This window comes from Microcoleus sp. Pol8_D6, assembly GCF_036700965.1.
Classification (GTDB): Bacteria; Cyanobacteriota; Cyanobacteriia; order Cyanobacteriales; family Microcoleaceae; genus Microcoleus.
Genome location: NZ_JAUBPW010000011.1, coordinates 14,766 through 33,160, shown reverse-complemented (window position 1 = coordinate 33,160; position 18,395 = coordinate 14,766). Strand labels below are relative to the sequence as shown.

The 18,395-nt window shown below is 47.2% G+C and carries 14 protein-coding genes; 6 read left to right on the top strand and 8 right to left on the bottom strand.

Annotated elements, in window-relative coordinates; genetic code table 11:
- Window positions 1–139: 139 nt before the first annotated feature.
- Window positions 140–1,420, bottom strand: coding sequence for a hypothetical protein (locus tag QUA10_RS06960; RefSeq protein WP_333081948.1), 1,281 nt, complete (start codon window positions 1,418–1,420; stop codon window positions 140–142).
- Between the two features lie 409 nt (window positions 1,421–1,829).
- Here QUA10_RS06960 and QUA10_RS06955 point away from each other — a divergent pair, with 409 nt between their 5' ends.
- Window positions 1,830–3,212, top strand: a complete 1,383-nt coding sequence (locus tag QUA10_RS06955; protein ID WP_333081947.1) for a UDP-N-acetylmuramoyl-tripeptide--D-alanyl-D-alanine ligase — start codon at window positions 1,830–1,832, stop codon at window positions 3,210–3,212.
- A gap of 167 nt (window positions 3,213–3,379) precedes the next feature.
- Here QUA10_RS06955 and QUA10_RS06950 read toward each other — a convergent pair whose 3' ends face one another.
- From QUA10_RS06950 to rpsB, 7 genes are all read right to left on the bottom strand, one after another.
- Window positions 3,380–4,024, bottom strand: coding sequence for a Uma2 family endonuclease (locus QUA10_RS06950; RefSeq protein ID WP_333081946.1), 645 nt, complete (start codon window positions 4,022–4,024; stop codon window positions 3,380–3,382).
- 406 nt (window positions 4,025–4,430) lie between these two features.
- Window positions 4,431–6,515 carry an elongation factor G gene (gene fusA / locus QUA10_RS06945; RefSeq protein ID WP_333081945.1) on the bottom strand — a complete coding sequence of 695 codons (2,085 nt, stop codon included), beginning with the start codon at window positions 6,513–6,515 and terminating at the stop codon, window positions 4,431–4,433.
- A gap of 541 nt (window positions 6,516–7,056) precedes the next feature.
- Window positions 7,057–9,570, bottom strand: coding sequence for an ATP-dependent DNA helicase RecG (gene recG / locus QUA10_RS06940; RefSeq protein ID WP_333081944.1), 2,514 nt, complete (start codon window positions 9,568–9,570; stop codon window positions 7,057–7,059).
- A 102-nt stretch (window positions 9,571–9,672) separates the two neighbouring features.
- On the bottom strand, window positions 9,673–9,813 hold the full coding sequence (locus tag QUA10_RS06935) for a hypothetical protein (protein ID WP_333081942.1): 141 nt from the start codon (window positions 9,811–9,813) through the stop codon (window positions 9,673–9,675).
- A gap of 4 nt (window positions 9,814–9,817) precedes the next feature.
- The gene (locus QUA10_RS06930) at window positions 9,818–10,753 is read right to left on the bottom strand and encodes a hypothetical protein (protein ID WP_333081941.1); all 936 of its coding nucleotides are present in this window, start codon (window positions 10,751–10,753) and stop codon (window positions 9,818–9,820) included.
- A gap of 304 nt (window positions 10,754–11,057) precedes the next feature.
- On the bottom strand, window positions 11,058–11,717 hold the full coding sequence (tsf, locus tag QUA10_RS06925; protein ID WP_333081940.1) for a translation elongation factor Ts: 660 nt from the start codon (window positions 11,715–11,717) through the stop codon (window positions 11,058–11,060).
- Window positions 11,718–12,142: 425 nt separating this feature from the next.
- Window positions 12,143–12,973 carry a 30S ribosomal protein S2 gene (rpsB, locus tag QUA10_RS06920; protein ID WP_172187021.1) on the bottom strand — a complete coding sequence of 277 codons (831 nt, stop codon included), beginning with the start codon at window positions 12,971–12,973 and terminating at the stop codon, window positions 12,143–12,145.
- 434 nt (window positions 12,974–13,407) lie between these two features.
- On the opposite strand from rpsB, the gene QUA10_RS06915 reads away from it, so the two are divergent.
- The 5 genes from QUA10_RS06915 (at window position 13,408) to QUA10_RS06895 (ending at window position 18,349) form a co-directional block, all read left to right on the top strand.
- Entirely contained in the window at window positions 13,408–15,612 is a 2,205-nt protein-coding gene (locus tag QUA10_RS06915; RefSeq protein WP_333081939.1) for a cation:proton antiporter domain-containing protein, read from the top strand.
- Between the two features lie 121 nt (window positions 15,613–15,733).
- Window positions 15,734–16,270 carry a hypothetical protein gene (locus QUA10_RS06910; protein WP_333081938.1) on the top strand — a complete coding sequence of 179 codons (537 nt, stop codon included), beginning with the start codon at window positions 15,734–15,736 and terminating at the stop codon, window positions 16,268–16,270.
- Window positions 16,271–16,293: 23 nt separating this feature from the next.
- Window positions 16,294–16,422: a hypothetical protein gene (locus QUA10_RS06905; protein ID WP_333081937.1), complete on the top strand. Its 129-nt coding sequence runs from the start codon at window positions 16,294–16,296 to the stop codon at window positions 16,420–16,422.
- Between the two features lie 127 nt (window positions 16,423–16,549).
- Window positions 16,550–17,176, top strand: a complete 627-nt coding sequence (locus QUA10_RS06900) for a DUF3038 domain-containing protein (RefSeq protein ID WP_333081936.1) — start codon at window positions 16,550–16,552, stop codon at window positions 17,174–17,176.
- A gap of 3 nt (window positions 17,177–17,179) precedes the next feature.
- On the top strand, window positions 17,180–18,349 hold the full coding sequence (locus QUA10_RS06895) for a DUF4335 domain-containing protein (RefSeq protein WP_333081935.1): 1,170 nt from the start codon (window positions 17,180–17,182) through the stop codon (window positions 18,347–18,349).
- Window positions 18,350–18,395: the final 46 nt, after the last annotated feature.

Here is an 18,395-nt window from a genome sequence, read left to right as displayed (position 1 = left end):
ATAATGTCTTTTGAGTAGGTTTCAGGAGTTAATTAAGTTGTTCTAATTAAAGGTAAAACTTTTAGGGTATTCAGAAACCTGGTTGATCGGTGTGATGTTTTGCCTGCAGTGGAAGCAGAGAAAGTTATGCCACGCCCTCTCACCGCAGGAAAGATACATCCACCTTGCCAAAGTTGGTACTCAAAGCTAGGTTTACGTTTTCTAAGGCTTTGACTAACCACACGACGCCTTCTCGGGTACTGCATTCGTAGTGACCGAACAAAATTGCCAGTCGCTTTTCTAGGTAGGGCTTGACTTTGCCGCAAATTAGTACGATTTTCAGCAGCAAACCTGTGGTTTGGGTCGGCCCGAGGTTTGAGATCAGGTCGATGAAGACAAAGTGGTTGGGCCGCACAGGACTCTCTACTACTAAAAAGTTCAATAACTGGCTGCAAGTTCTGATCATTAAAAATTCGTTAAACTTCTGATCATCGCTGTGGGGCAGGGTATTTTGTAGTTGCTTATACAATTTTTCGTTAAAGAGACGTTTGCCGTAGCGATCGTCGGTGACAGAAGAAATCAGGTATTCGTACAGGTCGTCTTTAAAGGAGCGGTAGGACTGATATGTGCTGGCGTTCGCCGTGAAACGGCCCGCTAGCTGTCTGTAGGTATCGGCTCCTTCTACTTTTCCGACAAATTGCTTGAGGGCAAAGAATAGTTCCGGGTCTGTCAACAGGGTCGGATTTTTTATAGGCTGTATATTTCTGCCGAAGGAAAGGGAGGTTTCCCGACGCGCTATGTGAGCCTTTCTCACTTGGTGGGCGACATATTGTGAGAGGTTGATCTCAAATTGCTGCTGCTTTTGAGCTTGGATTTTTTTAATGATCTTTTGCTGTTCGTAGGTGCTGTCGTCGCTGAGGAGGCAGTGTTTGTAGAGGTAAGGGTAGCGGGGAATTAAGGTTCCGAGAGCTAGGGTAGCAGGGGTTTTGCTGTTGCTGCTATCTTCATTGCTGTGAGTTATGACTTTCGCTAAGCGCTGGAGGGTGAGGTATTGCTCACTTTCGGTAAATTGATTTACTAATTGGGGGATGGAGCCTCGCCCCCGCGATCGATTGTATCCAAATAATATTTTGGGCGCTTCTTCAAACACAGCGATCAATTCAGGGATGGCGGCTTGCTTGCTGGGGTATGTTTGCCAGCGGTTGATCAGGATGTGGCAGCAGCGGTTGAGGATGTATTTGAATTCTTGTTCGGCGTGTTCTGAGCGTGCTATTTTATCGAGTGCGTCGGCGATCGAGCGATCGGGATATCCCGTACCCTGGATAAACAATGTGCGAAAGCGGCTGATGAGTTCGGCCGGCTGCTCTCGTTGTACCAACTCCAGCCAATGCTTGTAAAGTAGCTGTTCTTCTTCGTGGCTTTGTCTGTTGTAGTCGTTCACTGTGGATTAACCCTCCGAGGGTGGGGCAGGAGCTTTCAGCGCTATTAGCTTGATGAATTGGCAAATGAATCGCAATAATTGAGTCAACCAAGCTTCTCGCCGGCTGAGACTTATGGGTAGAAGCTGTCAGCAGCTTAAGCCGATCGATATTTTTTGCTTAGTTAAACTATTTATCAACACCAGCATGACATGAATTGTTGGTAATTAGCAAGGCCTTAAATCACCATCGACTGTGTAAAGTATTGGTAAAGATTGTGGGTGGGTACGGGATAATTTCTTAGTGGGCAGACGATTTAGTATTAGGATGATCAAGGTCAATCCTGATCCGCAGCCCGCTGTTAGTTAAATTTGAGGTTGGGCGGGGTAGAATTAGCTGTGAAAATAATTATTTGAAATGTGAGTGCTGGTTATGGTTTGTCGTGTAAGTATCGCCCAACTATCTGAAATTTTAAGTGTACCTTTGCCTGCTGTGTCTGAGGGCGTTTTGACAGCTTTAGGGACAGGTATTGCCACAGATACGCGCACTCTTGAGGGGGGCGAAGTATTTTTGGCGCTGCGGGGGGAGCATTTTGAAGGTCATCAATTTGTGGCAAAAGCCCGGAATTTGGGGGCGATTGCGGCGATAGTCGATCGAGATTGGCAAGAGGAATTGCCTAATTTTCCGCTGTTGCGCGTTGATGATACTTTAAAAGCTTATCAGTCGATCGCCCGCTGGTGGCGTGACCAATTCAGTATACCTATAGTTGCTGTTACTGGGTCTGTAGGTAAAACTACTGTTAAAGAGTTAATTGCGGCACTTTTGTCAACGACGGGAAATGTTCTTAAAACTCTATATAACTACAACAATGAAATTGGCGTACCAAAAACTCTGTTGGAGCTTTCACCGACCCACAATTATGCTGTAATTGAAATGGGAATGCGCGGGAGTGGCGAAATTGCGCTGCTGTCGCAAATTGCGCGTCCTACTGTGGCGGTAATTACTAATGTAGGAACGGCACATATCGGGCGATTAGGATCGGAAGAGGCGATCGCCCAAGCTAAGTGCGAACTGTTAGCCGAAATGCCTGGGGATAGCATTGCTATTCTCAATCACGATTGTGACAGATTAATCGCAACTGCGGCCAAAGTTTGGCAGGGAAAAACTTTAAGTTACGGTTTAGAAGAAGGCGATTTGTGCGGAGAATTGCTCAACCATGATACAATATTAGTAGAAGGTATAGAATTGCCACTGCCGCTGGCGGGACGACACAATGCTCTAAATTATTTGGCGGCTTTGGCGGTAGGAAAAGTTTTAGGTATTGATTGGGAAGTTTTAAAGCAAGGTTTGTCTGTGCAGTTACCGGATGGACGGGCGCGCCGCTACGATTTGCCACAGGATATTGTGATTCTGGATGAGACTTACAATGCTGGTTTGGAGTCGATGCTGGCGGCCATGAGACTGTTAGCAGATACTCCAGGAAAGCGCCGGATTGCGGTGTTGGGAACGATGAAGGAATTGGGCGATAGGGCGATCGAATTTCACCGACAAGTGGGAAGGGCGGCGCGAGATTTGAATCTCGATGCTTTGTTTGTTTTTGCTGATTTTGAGGAAGCAGCGGCGATGGCTGGGGGCGCTGCGGGTTTGCATTTTGTGGAGATAGGAGATATTACAGCCAAGGATGGGCGGGAAGATTTAGCAAAGCGGTTGTTGGGATTTGTCGAAAAGGGCGATCGGATTTTATTTAAAGCCTCTCATTCGGTGGAGTTAAATCGAGTTGTGGAGAAGTTTCGCGCTGATTTGGCTGGCGAATAATATCCTGTCCGGGTCAATAATTATAATTAAGTTCGTAGTGAGGACTAAAGTCTTCCTAAAACTCGCTCGCAGTGAAGTCCTCGCTACAAACTCATGTTTTACACGATATGATATCATCTCCAAAGTGCGTGAAGCGGAGCTATCCCGAAGGGAATCGCCCTGCTGCTTCACTCTCCTGACTGAATTTGACTCCTCACCCACTCCCGGAACAAGCGAATTAAAGCATTTTCTTTTGTAGTCCTCCTCAATTCCAAAAAGCGCAGCATCTCAACTTGCGACAAAAAAGGGAAAGTCGGAGAAACATCTCTTTCGGCATATACCTGTGATTCCAACTGATAAATTATTAAACGATTTCCATCGTAGCGCCAAACTTCCGGTACGCCTAAACTTGCATATAAAGAAAGTCGATCAATCGAACTGCTAGTCACGTCTATTTCCACCACTAAATCTGGTGGTGGATCTTGATTGAGATCGATTTGTTCTTTGTCCCAAACCACATTCTCATTTTGGATGTAGTAGCACTGATCTGGTTCTAATCCGCGAGCCAAATCTTCGCGCCTACAAGTTAGTGAACCCAAACTCCGAATTTCGACATTTAATTCTTCAGTCACACTTTCCACAAAACGGCCTAAAATTTTCTTACTACCTTCATGGGGTGCTGATGGAGTCATAATTTCTAAATTTCCACGATCGTAAGTCAAACGAATTCCCGGCTGTTCGGCGAGTTCGTTTACTAGAGATTCATAAGTCTGCCAACTAATGTTTTTCAGCAGAAATCCGGCTCTTGGGGCTTGAATCAGGGTGGCTGTCATGGCTACCTGCCAGGGTTTTAAATTATTGATTGTATATTAGCAAATATTATCTTGATTATTGATGCGCGATCGCCCTTATTAGAGAGACTTTTGAAGGGAACATCTCTTTTGGATAGTAAAAAGCATTTGTGATAAGTGCAAACAGGACGTTGGCTAGGTTGTATATCCCTAGCGAGTTCTCACAGCGAACGCTCCTGGGAAAATAAAATTGGGATAAGCTCTTCTACATTTAAACTGTGTGTCAAAAATCAATAAAACTCTTGTGGGACGGGCTTCTAGCCTGTCCCGAATTTCCAATTTAAATGCGTAACAGCTTACTTCCATTGACCAACGTTAAAAACTAGAAAAATCTAGTTTTTAACGTTGGTTATTGACTGCGACGAATCGATTCGTCACAGTCAATACATTACTTCGCGGCTTGACGTTCTTTGGCCGCCTTAATCACTTCTTCAGCGATGTTATTCGGACAAGGAGCATAGTGCGAGAAGGACATGGAAAACTGACCGCGGCCAGATGTCATAGTACGCAAATCGCTAATGTAACCAAACATTTCGCTCAACGGTACATCTGCCTTGATCCGTGCTCCTGTTTGCCCTGTCTCCTGAGATTTCATCATCCCCCGGCGGCGGTTGAGGTCGCCGATCACGTCGCCCATGTAATCATCTGGAGTGAATACATCAACATTCATAATCGGTTCGAGCAACTGAGGCGCAGCTTTAGGCAGAGACTGCCGATAGGCCGCTTTGGCAGCAATTTCAAAGGCCATTGCTGACGAGTCAACGGGGTGGAAACCGCCGTCTAGTAGGGTGAATTTCAAGTCTAGGCAGGGGAATCCAGCCAAGACGCCTTTGTCGATGCAGCTTTCAAAGCCTTTTTCGACCGCTGGCCAATATTCTCTCGGCACGCTACCACCAGTCACTTTGGACTCAAACTGGAAGCCACTTCCCACCTCACCAGGCTCGATCACATAGCCAATTTTCGCAAATTGACCGGAACCACCTGATTGCTTTTTGTGGGTGTATTCGTCTTCGAGGCGCTTGGTAATCGACTCGCGGTAAGCCACTTGTGGTTCGCCGACTTCTACTTCGATGCCGTGGGTGCGCTTGAGAATGTCTACTTTGATGTCGAGGTGTAACTCGCCCATCCCCTTAAGAATCATTTCGCCGCTTTCTAGATCCGTCACCATGTGGAAGGATGGGTCTTCTTGCACCATTTTGGTGAGGGCTGCTCCCATTTTTTCTTCGCCGCCTTTTTGTTTCGGTTTGACCGAAATCGAAATAACGGGATCGGGGAATACCATCGGCTCTAGGGTGGCGGGATTTTTGGGGTCGCAGATGGTGTGTCCGGTGCGGACGTTTTTCATGCCGACGATCGCCACAATGTCCCCTGCTTGGGCAGATTCAATTTCTTCGCGCGAGTTGGCGTGCATTTCCACCAAACGGCTGATGCGCTCGGTTTTGCCTGTGGCGGTGTTGAGTACGGTGTCGCCCTTGGACAACTTACCTGAGTACAGGCGCGTGAAGGTTAAAGCACCGTAGCGATCATCCATGATCTTAAACGCCAGTGCCCGCAATGGCCGATTGGGATCGACAAGGGCAAATTCGCCGGTTTCATTCCCATCGAGATCGACTTCTGGCTGTGGTGTGACTTCCATCGGGTTTGGCAGGTAGTCAACTACGGCATCGAGAACCAACTGTACGCCTTTGTTTTTAAACGATGAGCCGCAGTATGTGGGGAAAAATGCCCGATCGCGAGTACCTTTGCGAATACAGCGCTTGAGGTCATCAATACTCGGTTCATTGCCTTCGAGATATTGTTCCATCAGAGCGTCGTCTTGCTCTACTGCCAGTTCGATCAACTGTTCGCGCCAAGTTTCGACATCATCGACCATATCGGCGGGGACATCTTTAATTTCGTAGTTCATCGGATCGCCGGAGTCATCCCAGATCCAGGCTTTGCGGGTCAGCAAATCTACTACGCCGCAAAACTTTTCTTCTATGCCGATCGGCAATACCATCACCATCGGTTTAGCGCCAAGGATTTTATCAACTTGCTTGACAACGCGGTAAAAATCTGCACCGGTGCGATCAAGCTTATTGATGTAGATGACGCGAGCGACTTTGGAATCGTTAGCGTAGCGCCAGTTGGTTTCAGATTGCGGTTCAACTCCACCCGAACCGCAGAACACACCAATGCCACCATCGAGAACCTTCAAAGAACGGTAAACCTCGATCGTAAAATCGACGTGTCCGGGAGTATCGATGATGTTGAGCTGATGCTCGTTCCAGAAGCAGGTGGTAGCAGCGGATTGAATCGTAATACCGCGCTCTTGCTCCTGTTCCATGAAGTCAGTAGTCGCCGCGCCTTCGTGAACTTCACCTATTTTGTGGATTTTACCTGTCAGTTTCAGGATTCTTTCTGTTGTGGTGGTCTTGCCAGCATCTACGTGGGCGAAGATGCCGATATTTCGATAACGAGTGAGATCTTTCATAATTACTGTTGAGATTAAATGCGACGAACCGTCGGCGACCACCTGCAAGCGTGACAAGCGAGGAATGAATGTTGCCTGGTAAGGCCAGTACAGGCCGGATTTCCTTTTCCCTGTTTCTGGCAGGACTATCTTAATTTTGACACTTTCTCGTCATTCCTGCGAAGGATTCTTGGTTTAATAAGTGCCCCAAGCCTGACAACTGATAAAAATACCCTAGACCAAGGGAAAAATCGTCTCCGAAAGTAGGTTGAGTTGAGGCACTCCTACCCAACAAATTCGTGTTTTTGACGCTTCGCTCAACCTGATATTTTGCACCATTCTCAGCAAAACCGTATAAACTGGGTTTCTTGACAAAAAAACTATGATTTTACGGGACTTTGTGGCAAGAAACCGGGTTTCTGACATTAAATAGGCAAAGGCAAATAAACCGCCCTACGGGGAGAGGGGTGGTTTGGCAGCAATAAACAGCCGGCTTTGATAGATATTCGCTTAACCGCCCACTACAAAATATTAAAAACCCCGTTGCTGCGTCCAAAACTCTCTAAGTCAAAATCGACCCACTCATCATCCGCTGATATCTGCGCTCCAATTCATCCCGCACCACCGGCCACTGATTCAAACTTTCATCATTCTCAATTACCATTTGAGCCGCCGCCCTCGCCAACTCCAAAACCTCCTGATCCTCCACCAAACTCGCCAAAGCAAAATCCGGCAAACCCGACTGCCGAGTTCCCAAAACCTGACCAGGCCCGCGCAATCTCATGTCCATTTCCGCAATAAAAAAGCCATCTTGAGATTGTTCTAAAACCTTCATTCTCTGCATAGCTTCCGCCGTTTTGGAACCAGGCATTAACAAACAATAAGAACGGTTGCTGCCCCGACCCACTCGACCCCGCAACTGGTGAAGTTGCGACAGTCCAAAACGCTCAGAATTTTCAATCAGCATTACCGTGGCATTCGGCACGTCTACTCCCACTTCGACGACAGTAGTAGATACTAAAATATCAGTTTCTTTGTCTCGAAACTTAGAAATTGCTTCATCTTTGTCAGCACTGCTCATCCTACCGTGCAGCAAACCCACCTTAAACTCAGGAAATACACTTTTTTCAAGTTTTTCTTTTTCCTCAATTGCCGATCGCACATCTAACTTTTCCGACTCTTCCACCAGTGGCAGCACCACATAAACTTGACGCCCGCTCGCCACTTCCCGCCGAATCAAATCGTAAGCTTGAATGCGTTCTTTTGCCGATAGTACAGTTGTTTGAATCGCCTGCCTGCCGGGGGGAAGTTCATCAATTTGACTCACATCTAAATCCCCGTGCAGCGTCAGCGCCAGCGTCCGGGGAATGGGAGTTGCCGTCATCGTCAAAACGTGGGGAGCTTCGCCTTTTTGCTGCAATTTAGCGCGCTGGTGTACACCGAATCTGTGCTGTTCGTCAATTACCGCCAAACCCAATTTATGGAAATTCACCGTATCTTGAATTAGCGCGTGAGTTCCCACTAAAACTGGCAATTCTCCGGTTTCTAATTGGTTGTGAATTTCGCGGCGCTTGGCTATTTTTGTGGAACCAGTTAACAGTTCGACAGACAAGTGCATCAAGTTAAACCAACCTACCAATTTGCGGTAATGCTGTTCTGCTAAAACTTCTGTCGGGGCCATTAAAGCGGCTTGATAGCCGGATTGAATTGCTGCTAGCATTGCCACGACGGCGACTACAGTTTTGCCGGCGCCGACATCGCCTTGCACCAATCTATTCATCGGTTGCGACGAAGCTAAATCGTTGAGGATGTCGTTAATTACTCTTTCCTGAGCATTAGTCAAGGCAAAAGGCAATATTTCATAAAAATGTTCGATCAATTTGCCAGTCGGAATGATGACTGCACTCGCTTGAGCTTTCCTTTGGGTTTGGCGGCGCTTTAAAAGTCCTAATTGCAGGTAGAAAAATTCGTCAAAAACTAAGCGGCGGCGGGCGGCGGCCAAACAATCTCGATCGAGCGGAAAGTGAATATTAGTCACGGCATCGGCTAAACCCATTAAACCGTAACGCTCGCGTAAATCTTCTGGTAGGGATTCTGGCAACATTTTCGCCGCCGGCATTGCCGCCAAAATCGATCGCCTCACCGAACCAGCATCCACCCCCTCAGTCAGCGGATAAACTGGTATCAGGCGGCCGACTTTCATTGATTCGATCGCACCGCCGGAGTCGTCTAATACTTCTAACTCAGGATTTTCTAAAGTAATTCCATATTTACCTTGCTTCACCAACCCGGAAGCTGCCAGCACCGCACCAGTACAATACTCGCGCTTTTTAAATTCTTGCCAGCCGCGATTACTGTAGCGAGGGCCTGCAAAAAAACGACTAATTTTTATTTCTCCGGTGCGGTCTTTTAAAATTACTTCTAATATGGTTAACTTCTTATTCTTCGGACTAGAAAAGCAATTGCAGCGCTTTACTTCGGCTATTAAAGTGACAGTTTCCCCGGCTATTAGCTCGCGAATTTGTACTTGCTTTGCATAGTCGATGTGGTTGCGGGGATAGTAGTAAAGCAAGTCATATACAGTGTATAAACCCAGTTTTACCAAGCGGTTGCCGTTGGCGGGGCCGATGCCGGTGACGCGGGTTAACTGTTGGTCGAGAGTCAGGCTGGGCGGTGGGGGGGCTGTACTCAGGGGTACTGTTCGGGGAACGGAAAGTGTTGGGGCGGTTGGTTCAGAAGCGTTAGCGTTTGCGGGTCTGACTTGTGCTACTTGTTCTTGCTGGTGGCGAGTTTCTTGTTCCCAAACTTGCTCCATTTGCCTCAGAAAACTGACCGTAATGGCGATCGAATGTTGGCGCTGTTCGAGATCTTTCTGAGGGTAGATGTCAAATTCAGTGGCTAGTTGTCTGGCTCGATCGCGCGCCGAAGCCACCACAGAACCTGCAAGTTGTCTCAAACTCAGGCCCAGAAACTCGCTGAAGCGGTATTGACTGCCTTGGATGTCGTTAAATCCGCGATCGGCTTCTACTGAAAGAGCTTTTTGCAATCGCTGCCATTCTGGTCGATCGATAGTCATATCAATTTTAGATTTTAGATTTTAGATTTTAGATTTTAAATTTTAACTTTTTCTTTTAAGAAGCTTCCACCAAAAAAGTATAACACCGAGAAACCGGGTTTCTTAAAGAAACCCGGTTTCCAATAGCTTAAAAGTTGTACGTTTTTCCGACTTCCATCGGACTTCTTCCGGCTTCCTGACATCTGTTACATCCGTTACATCCGTTACATAATCCGTTGCCGAACTTTCTTCTTCCCTCAACATCCGATCAATCTTCAAACCAACTCGACCGCCAAGCCGACTCAGCCTCCACCACAGCGAGTTCCCGCTGCTTTTTCTGGTAATCGCGACCCAGCGAGTTCAACTTTACAGACAGGTTACGAATTTGCTGGCGCCAAGCCGAGGTTCCCGCATCGGCAAACTCTATTTCCGATAGCCGCAGTTTAATCGCTGTAATGTGCAGCGCCCTACTACCAAAGGTTGCTGCCAGTTTTCGCGATGCTGATGAGGCATCGGTTTCAATGATTAAGTTTAATAAGTTAGGCGGCCCGGCAACACTATCGCCGGAGGATTCAGCTTGAGAAGCAGCTTCTAAAACCGGTTCTGGCAATTGACTCGGCAAGATTCCCGACTGTTGCAGCAAGCGGTTGGTGTCGCGAGAAAGCAGCTTGAGTATATGGGCGATCGACTTTTCAATACTATTTTGCCAGCGTGCCAAACTTTCAGGGGAATTGGCGTTTGGCAATTGATAATTTGCCAATGAAAATAGATAGTTAATGGCGGAAACTTGGTTTTTTTCCTTTTCGTCTTCTTCCTTTTCGTCTGATTTGTCTTCCTCTTCATCGAAGTCGTCTTCCTCTTCATCGAAGTCGTCTTCCTCTTCGTCTTCTTCTTCCTCTTCCTCTATTTCTTCATCTACTTGTGATTCAGTCACCAGCGATCGCAATTTTTCCTCCGACGCCGCAGCCAAAGCCCTTACAGACTGCTGCATTTTTTGTCTCCCCTCGAAAGACAACTTGAGAAACGACTCCGGTACTGCTTGAGTGCAAAGGTGATAGCAAGCCAAAATTAACTGCTGCCGCACCGCTTGTCCCAACGCAGTTAAATAACCTTCGTAGGTACTGCTAAACTCCAACTTCAAGGCTGCTAAAGCCTCTTCGAGTCCTGCCAAATCTTGCTCTATTCGCTCTCTTGGTCGCACCATATCTCTCGTATAAAATTAAAATAGGACTTATATCATTTCCGGTTACACCGGAATGATGTTGACGGTTGACGGTTGACGGTTGACGCCGTGAACAGTGAACAGTGAACTCTAATTTACTATGCCGATGCTAACGGATTTGATATTACGCAAGTTTTCCATTTTTACGCTGTCTGTAGTAGTAAGGTTTGCAGTGCCCACACTACAAATATAGTCTGTCGATAAGTCTTATAAAAATTAAAAATTAAAAATGCAAAAAATTGATTTTTCACATTTTTAATTTTTAATTCTTTATCTTAATTTGGGATTATTGAACACCCATTTGGGCTGCCACTTCATCGGCAAAGTTAGCTTCTACCTTTTCAATGCCTTCGCCCAAGACAAAACGCACGAATCGGCGCACTTGGATATTTTCTCCAATTTGGGCGATCGTTTGTTTCACCAACTCTTCCACCGAGATATTCTGATCTTTAATAAAAGGCTGATCCATCAAAGATAACTCTTTCATGCGCTTCTCAATCCGCCCTAGAACAATCTTTTCTTTGATGTTTTCCGGCTTATTGCCCAAGTCATCTTTGCCCATTTCAATTGCCTTTTCTCTTTCGACAACTTCGGCGGGGATATCTTCAACTTTCACGTATTCCACATTTGGGCAAGCTGCAATTTGCATCGCAATATCCCGCACCAACTTTTGGAATTCTTCGCGGCGTGCCACAAAATCTGTTTCGCAGTTAACTTCCACGAGGACTCCCACGCGGCCGCCTGTGTGAATGTAGCTACCTACAAGTCCTTCTGAGGCAACTCGTCCACCTTTTTTACCTGCCGAAGCCAGACCTTTTTTCCGCAGCCACTCGATGGATGTTTCCATATTGCCTTCGTTTTCAACGAGGGCTTTTTTGCAGTCCATCATGCCCGCGCCAGTTTTTTCGCGCAGTTCTTTAACAAGTTTTGCAGATATGTCCGCCATCTTCTTTAAGTTCCCAATCAAAATTAGTTATTAGTCATTAGTCATCAGTCATTAGTCATCAGTCATTAGTCACTAATTTTAATGTTAATGATTAGACCAAAGTGAAGAAATACCCAGTGGATATTAGTACCGACTTTGTAAGTGTAGCGCCAGAATGAATTCTGGCCCTCACACAATGAATGCTTTTGCCAGAGCTCTACTAATGACTTAGACTCGTGCTAAGCAGTCGCCCATTTAAATTGTATATTCAGGGCGGGCGGGACGCCCACCCCACAAGACTTTAATCTTTTTTGACATACAATTTAAATGCAGACCAGCTTATGTACAATTAAAAATTAAAAATATCCAACTAAAAATAATAATAATTATTTTTAATTTTCAATCTTTAATTTTTAATTTCCTGGTGTCAGATTCCGAGGGCAATACTAGCTCTCGGTTTCTTCGCCCTCGGCTTCAGCGGCGTCGTCGGGATCTACATAATCGGGGTCATCCAATTCTTCGATTTCGACATCATATTCAGCGCCTTCGTAACCACCGTCGTAGTCGTAGTCTTCCTCAGAGTCACCGCCCTGCTGACCGTGACGACCTTCGTAGATGGCATCAGCTAACTTGCCGACAATCAGCTTGATCGATCGAATAGCATCGTCATTTGCCGGAATCGCAATGTCAACCAAATCCGGGTCGCAGTTGGTATCCAACAGAGAGACGATCGGAATTCCTAACTTTTGGCATTCCAACACCGCATTATACTCGCGGCGTTGGTCTACCAGCACCACTCCGTCGGGAATCTTCCGCATAGATTTAATCCCGCCCAGATATTTCTGGAGTTTCGCCATTTCTCGGCGCAGTACCGAAGCTTCTTTTTTCGGCAGCAAATCGAGAGCGCCGATTTCCTCGCGACGCTCCAAATCCTTGAGGCGCTCCACGCGGGACTTAATCGTCGTCCAGTTGGTGAGCATTCCCCCCAGCCAGCGCTGGTTGACGTAATAAGCACCGCAGCGTTGAGCTTCTTGGGCTACAATCCCGGCAGCTTGGCGCTTAGTACCCACGAACAAAAACTTTTTGCCTTTTTCTGAGGCAACTCTCATGTACTCGTAGGCGTCTTCCATAAGCTGAGCGGTTTGCACGAGGTCGATGATGTGAACCCCGTTGCGCTCTGTAAAAATGTATGGAGACATTTTTGGGTTCCACCGACGGGTTTGGTGTCCGAAGTGAACCCCTGACTCTAACATTTGAGCCAAACTGACTACTGGCATTGTATTTTTAACTCCTAATTCGGGTTAATCCTCCACCCGGTCGTATTTCTGAAGGTTTGAGCCCTAGAAACACCCGAAAACCCGGATGTGCGAATTTAAACAACTTTTCTAGTTTATCACAAGCGCGCTACTTTTTCTGACAATCTGATATCCGTAGGGTTGGCTTGGCACCCGGATGTGAGATTTAATGGGGGGGTTGGGTGCGGGGTGTACACGCTGCGGTTAAAGTTACTTGCAAGAGCTTCTTAAAAACAAAAAATCCAGGTGGAAGGTTGCCAAAGCCTTTGTTCGCTTGTGAGAGAATGGCGTTGTTGGTGCGCATCTTGTGCCTTCTACCTTCGATCTAGCTGGTATCCATTTTTTTCGATCGGCAATTCAGTCAGCTTTAGTAGCCTGCCCTCTCGATCCGCAAAAATCCCAAAGCTAAAAACGCCATGCCCATACCCATTCTCGTTCTGCTTGAAGTTCTAATTGTCATCGCACTTTCGAGACTTGTAGGTTTAGGATTTCGAGCGATCAAACAACCTCAAGTCATTGGAGAAATTGTAGCAGGAATTATGCTTGGGCCTTCTCTGTTTGGCTTAGTTGTACCAGATTTAGCAACAGCACTTTTTCCAGCCGAAGCCGTTCCCTTCCTCAATGTGCTATCTGAGGTGGGGCTAATATTTTTCATGTTTTTGATTGGTTTGGAATTGAATCCCAAGTACCTCAAAAGCAATTTAGATATAGCGATTTTAACTTCCCACGTCAGCATTCTAGTGCCGTTTTCCCTGGGAAGCATCCTAGCACTGCTGCTGTATCCCATCGTTTCAAATAATAGCGTTTCGTTTACAGCCTTTGCCCTATTTTTGGGCGCTGCCATGTCAATTACTGCCTTTCCGGTGCTGGCAAGAATTATTACAGAACACAACTTGCAGAATACAAAATTGGGGACGCTGGCCCTAACTTGCGCTGCGGTAGATGACGTAACGGCGTGGTGTTTGTTAGCGGTGGCGATCGCAGTTACTCGTACTAATTCGATGATCGGTGCTTTGCCGACAATTATTGAGTCTTTAATTTACATCGGTTTCATGCTGACTGTAGTCCGCTGGTTCTTGCAGCGGCTTTCCAAACACTACAACCGCACTGGCAGATTAACACAGTTAGTGCTCTCCGGCATTTACATGGGAGTTTTAGCTTCTGCCTTAATTACTGAATTGATCGGCATTCATTTAATTTTCGGTGCATTTTTGCTGGGTGCTGCTATGCCTAAAAATGCGGGATTAACCAGAGAATTAGCTGAAAAAACCGAAGACTTTGTACTAATATTTCTGCTGCCCATCTTTTTTGCTTATAGCGGATTGCGGACTCAAATCGGCTTGCTTAACAGCCCCGAATTGTGGCTGCTGTGCGCCGCAGTTTTGGGAGTGGCTATTGTCGGCAAGTACGTCGGAACTTACGTTGCCGCCAGAGTCTGTGGTATAAGCAACCGCGAAGCTTCAGCCCTGGGATGGCTGATGAATACTCGTGGTTTGACTGAACTAATTGTGCTAAATATCGGTCTTTCCTTGGGTGTAGTTTCGCCGCTACTATTTACGATGTTAGTCATCATGGCTTTAGTGACAACTTTTATGACTTCCCCGCTGTTGGAGTGGACTTATCCAAAACGGTTAATTAGATTAGATATTTCAGAAGTTAACTCTGAGGATTCAGAATTAGAAGATTCACAAATTGCTGACAGCAATGAAGAAACTGCTAACAAATTGCTGCCCACTTATCGAATTTTAGTACCTGTTGCCAATCCCAGCACGCAGAAAGGTTTACTGCGACTAGCGGTAGCGCTGGCGCAGCCTGCTACTGGTATGGGTGGTGAGGATTTACAGTCGGCGGCGGTTCATCCTCTGAGTTTGATAGAATTAAATGATGACTATGCTTTTGAAAGTACGCCTGCGGAAGCCGATCGCATTATTCAAGAACGTCGCTCGAAATTATCAGAATTGATTGAGAGTTTGGAACTGCCGGAGGCGAGAAAATTCGTACATCCCATCATTCGGGTTACTAATGATGTAGCCAGGGAGACGGCACAAATTGCGGAAATAGATCGCGCGGATTTGATTTTAGTAGGGTGGCACAGACCTACTTTTAGCAGCAACCGTTTGGGAGGACGTGTCGGCCAAATTCTCAGCAACGCTAAGGTGGATGTAGCAATTTTTGTTGACAGAGGCCGGGAAAGGTTGAATAACTTGTTAGTACCTTACGCAGCAAACATTCACGATGATTTGGGTTTAGAATTGGCGCTGAGACTGTTAGTTAATAGCGAGGAACGCCGTTTGACGGTGCTGCGGGTGGCGGTTGACGGGGAAGCTGAAAACGAGCTGAGTTACGATTTTCAGCGAGTGATGGAGCAGTTACCGGTTGAGGTACGATCGCGCATTGAAACTCCGATTGTGGAGGCTGCTGAACCCATTCAAGCAGTGGTTGCGGCTTCTGCTAATGCTGATTTGACTATTGCGGGTACGAGTCGGGAGTGGGGAATTGAGCGCCAAACTTTGGGACAGTATACTGATGAATTGGCTGTGCAGTGTCATTCTTCGCTACTGATTGCACGGTGTTACGTTAGAGTTCGATCGCACTTGGCATCGGTACTTCCTCAAATGTAGTCAGTTGACTGTTGACTGTTGACTGTTGTTATTGGTTATTGGTTATTTGTGAGTTAGTACCAATGCCCAATGCCATGTTTGGCCAATACCCCATGCCCTGTTTGGTCAATGCCCAATGCCCATGCCCAATGCCCAATTATTAATTAGCAAGATGATGAATCATTTAAGCCTGAAATCACTGGCATTTTACGGGATTGCGATCGGCTCAGTTGCACTGCTGTTTAAAGTAGTAACTGCTTATGGGGAAACAAATTTAAAGGCTGCCCCGGCAATTGCGGGAACTTATCGCTTCGATCCTAAAAATTTGCCCGAATGTCTAAATTCTGATGTTTTGGTATTGACAATCGAGCAATCGGGGGTTTATTTGAGCGGTAATTTGCGATCGGGCAGCAGGGAGGGCAGGGAAAAAAGAGCCGAGGAGAAACCTTCTCTATTTGGTAAGTGGGAAACTCAAGGATTGAACTTGTCGGGTGCGGTTCCTAATTTAGCGGGTTGCAGCGACTCCAGAGCAACCGGTCAAAACAGTTCTGTTAAAATGCGCGGAATTGTGGAGCAAGAAAGCCTCAAGGGAAAAATTAGTCTAACTGATAAGACGGCGGCTACTGATTTTACGGCTCAAAGAGAAGCGGCGGTGCAACCCCAAAAGCAGCAACATTGATTGATCCCAATAGAGAATAAGAAATGGGAAATGGGAAATTCTTTGACGCTTTCCGACTCTCCCCTTCTCCCCTCATGAAGCAAGGAATCACAAAGCTGCGGCGGGGTGGGGGAGTGGGCGATCGAACTCCGGCCGCCGGAGCTCGCCTGTGACGGTCGGTTGCTGCTAAATTAGAAAATATACCTAAAAGTCAATGATAAAAATAAAGTATCCCAGAGAAGTTCTTGGTTGAGAATTTGTCTTGCTCAAGACCCCCCGTGCCCGTATAGTTTGTTTGGAATGGATGTTGCCGTGATATTAATGCCGTCAGAAACTTCGCTTACCCAGTCAAACCCGTTAATTTTAGACAGTTTGCCAGACTTGTCGCCCTCCGATGGGGGATGTCCCCGCCGAGCCAGATTGCAAATTGACTTGATGTTGCTGGCGATCGAAGCCTTGTATCTCGGAGGTGCGGAAGAAATGCTGGCCGTGTCAAAGGACCTGGAATTGGAATCAATTATCAAAAATCGGGTGGCCCTTTGGCTGATGCGTAATACTAACCCGCTGAGACGCTACACCCAGCGCCGCTCGCTTACCATGGTGGAGGCAAAAGCGCTGGTGGCGATCGCCTGTAATATGGCGCGTAAGTTAACCGCGACAATTCGGCAGTTGCTGCTAGACTCGCAGCAGTTGCGGTCGAAAAATATCCCCCTCAACCAGCACTTGCCGCTGGCCGAGTATTTAGAACGTTTTCGAGCTCACTTTCGATCGCGCATGAACCCCAAGCGATCGCTAGTTGCAGCTTACGATTCCGATGACAAGCTCAACGAACTAGCTTTGAACTTGTTGAGCAAACTGCTATTTTGTACAGGCACAGCCGGAATGCAGCGCTTCTGGGTTAGCCTGTTTGATGGAGAAGTTGAATAAAAAATGACTATTAGGCGTCAGTACAGTCTGCCAAATTGCACCCTGGTTCTAGAAGGGTTGAGCGATGGATCGGCAGCCAGCCAGTTGGATATACGGCCGGTGCTTTCCATATTAATGAGCGCTGAATGCTATGTTACAGGTCTTGGCGAACCCCTAAGCGGGGGACGGGAGTTTTTTGAAAGCTTGGTGAGGGCCGTCAGCAGCTACGCTCAAGAATTTATGAGCGGAGTGCATTATCCCGATCGCTACGGCCCGAATGTGGGTATGGTGCAGTTACACAGAATTGACGGGAATGTGCATCGGTTGACCGTTCTACCCGTCTCCACAGGCAGCGCCACCCAAATCGATCAAAAAACAGAACTGTCGGCAAAAGTTGATTTGACGACGGTACAGCTATTTGACTTGGTAGAGGCGATCGATCAGTTTTTTGCCGACACGCAGACACTGCCGGAATTGTCGCTGCAATTAACCCCAATTTCCAGGCGTTATATCAAGTCGGCCGAACCTTTGGCGAAGCGGACTTTACCTGCTGTGGTGGGGGTGTCGAGTTTGGCTTTGGCGGCGATGGCGTTTTTCTTGGTGCCGGTGCCGGAAGTCCAGCGCCAGAGAGATCCGATGCCGCAGCCCAATCCAGCGGGCCAAAATCAGGGGACGCCGAATCCGGGCGGATCGGGTTCGCCTAATCCCAATCCCACGCCCCCTGCTGACGGTTTGCTGCCTGGAAATCAAACTCCGAACGAATCGATTTCGCCGACTCCGATCCCCGCCCCGCAGCCGGACGCTTCACCTAGCGCCACACCGCAGTCGAGCACTTCACCGGAAAGCACGCCCAGCCCTGTTGCTGAAGGTTTGGCAAGCCCAGATGTGGCAGCCCTGCCAATTACCGATCCAGGGGAAATTGACCTGTTGAGGGGCAAACTTTCCCAGCAAATTGATGGAGTTGTGAAGAATCAGCCTCCGGTTGATGCGGAGTTGGTTTATCGGGTGAGTGTGGCCCCAGACGGGGCGATTGTCGGTTACAAGCCGGAAAATTCGGCAGCAGTCGAGAGATCCGAAACGCCGTTGTCGGAGTTGCTTTACAAACCCATTGGCACCAGGCCCCCTGCGGAACCGCTGGCTGATTTCCGCGTAGTTTTGGCACCAGACGGCAAAGTTCAAGTCACTCCTTGGTAATGGTTAACTGTTGACTGTTAACGGTTAACTGTTGACTGTTAACGGT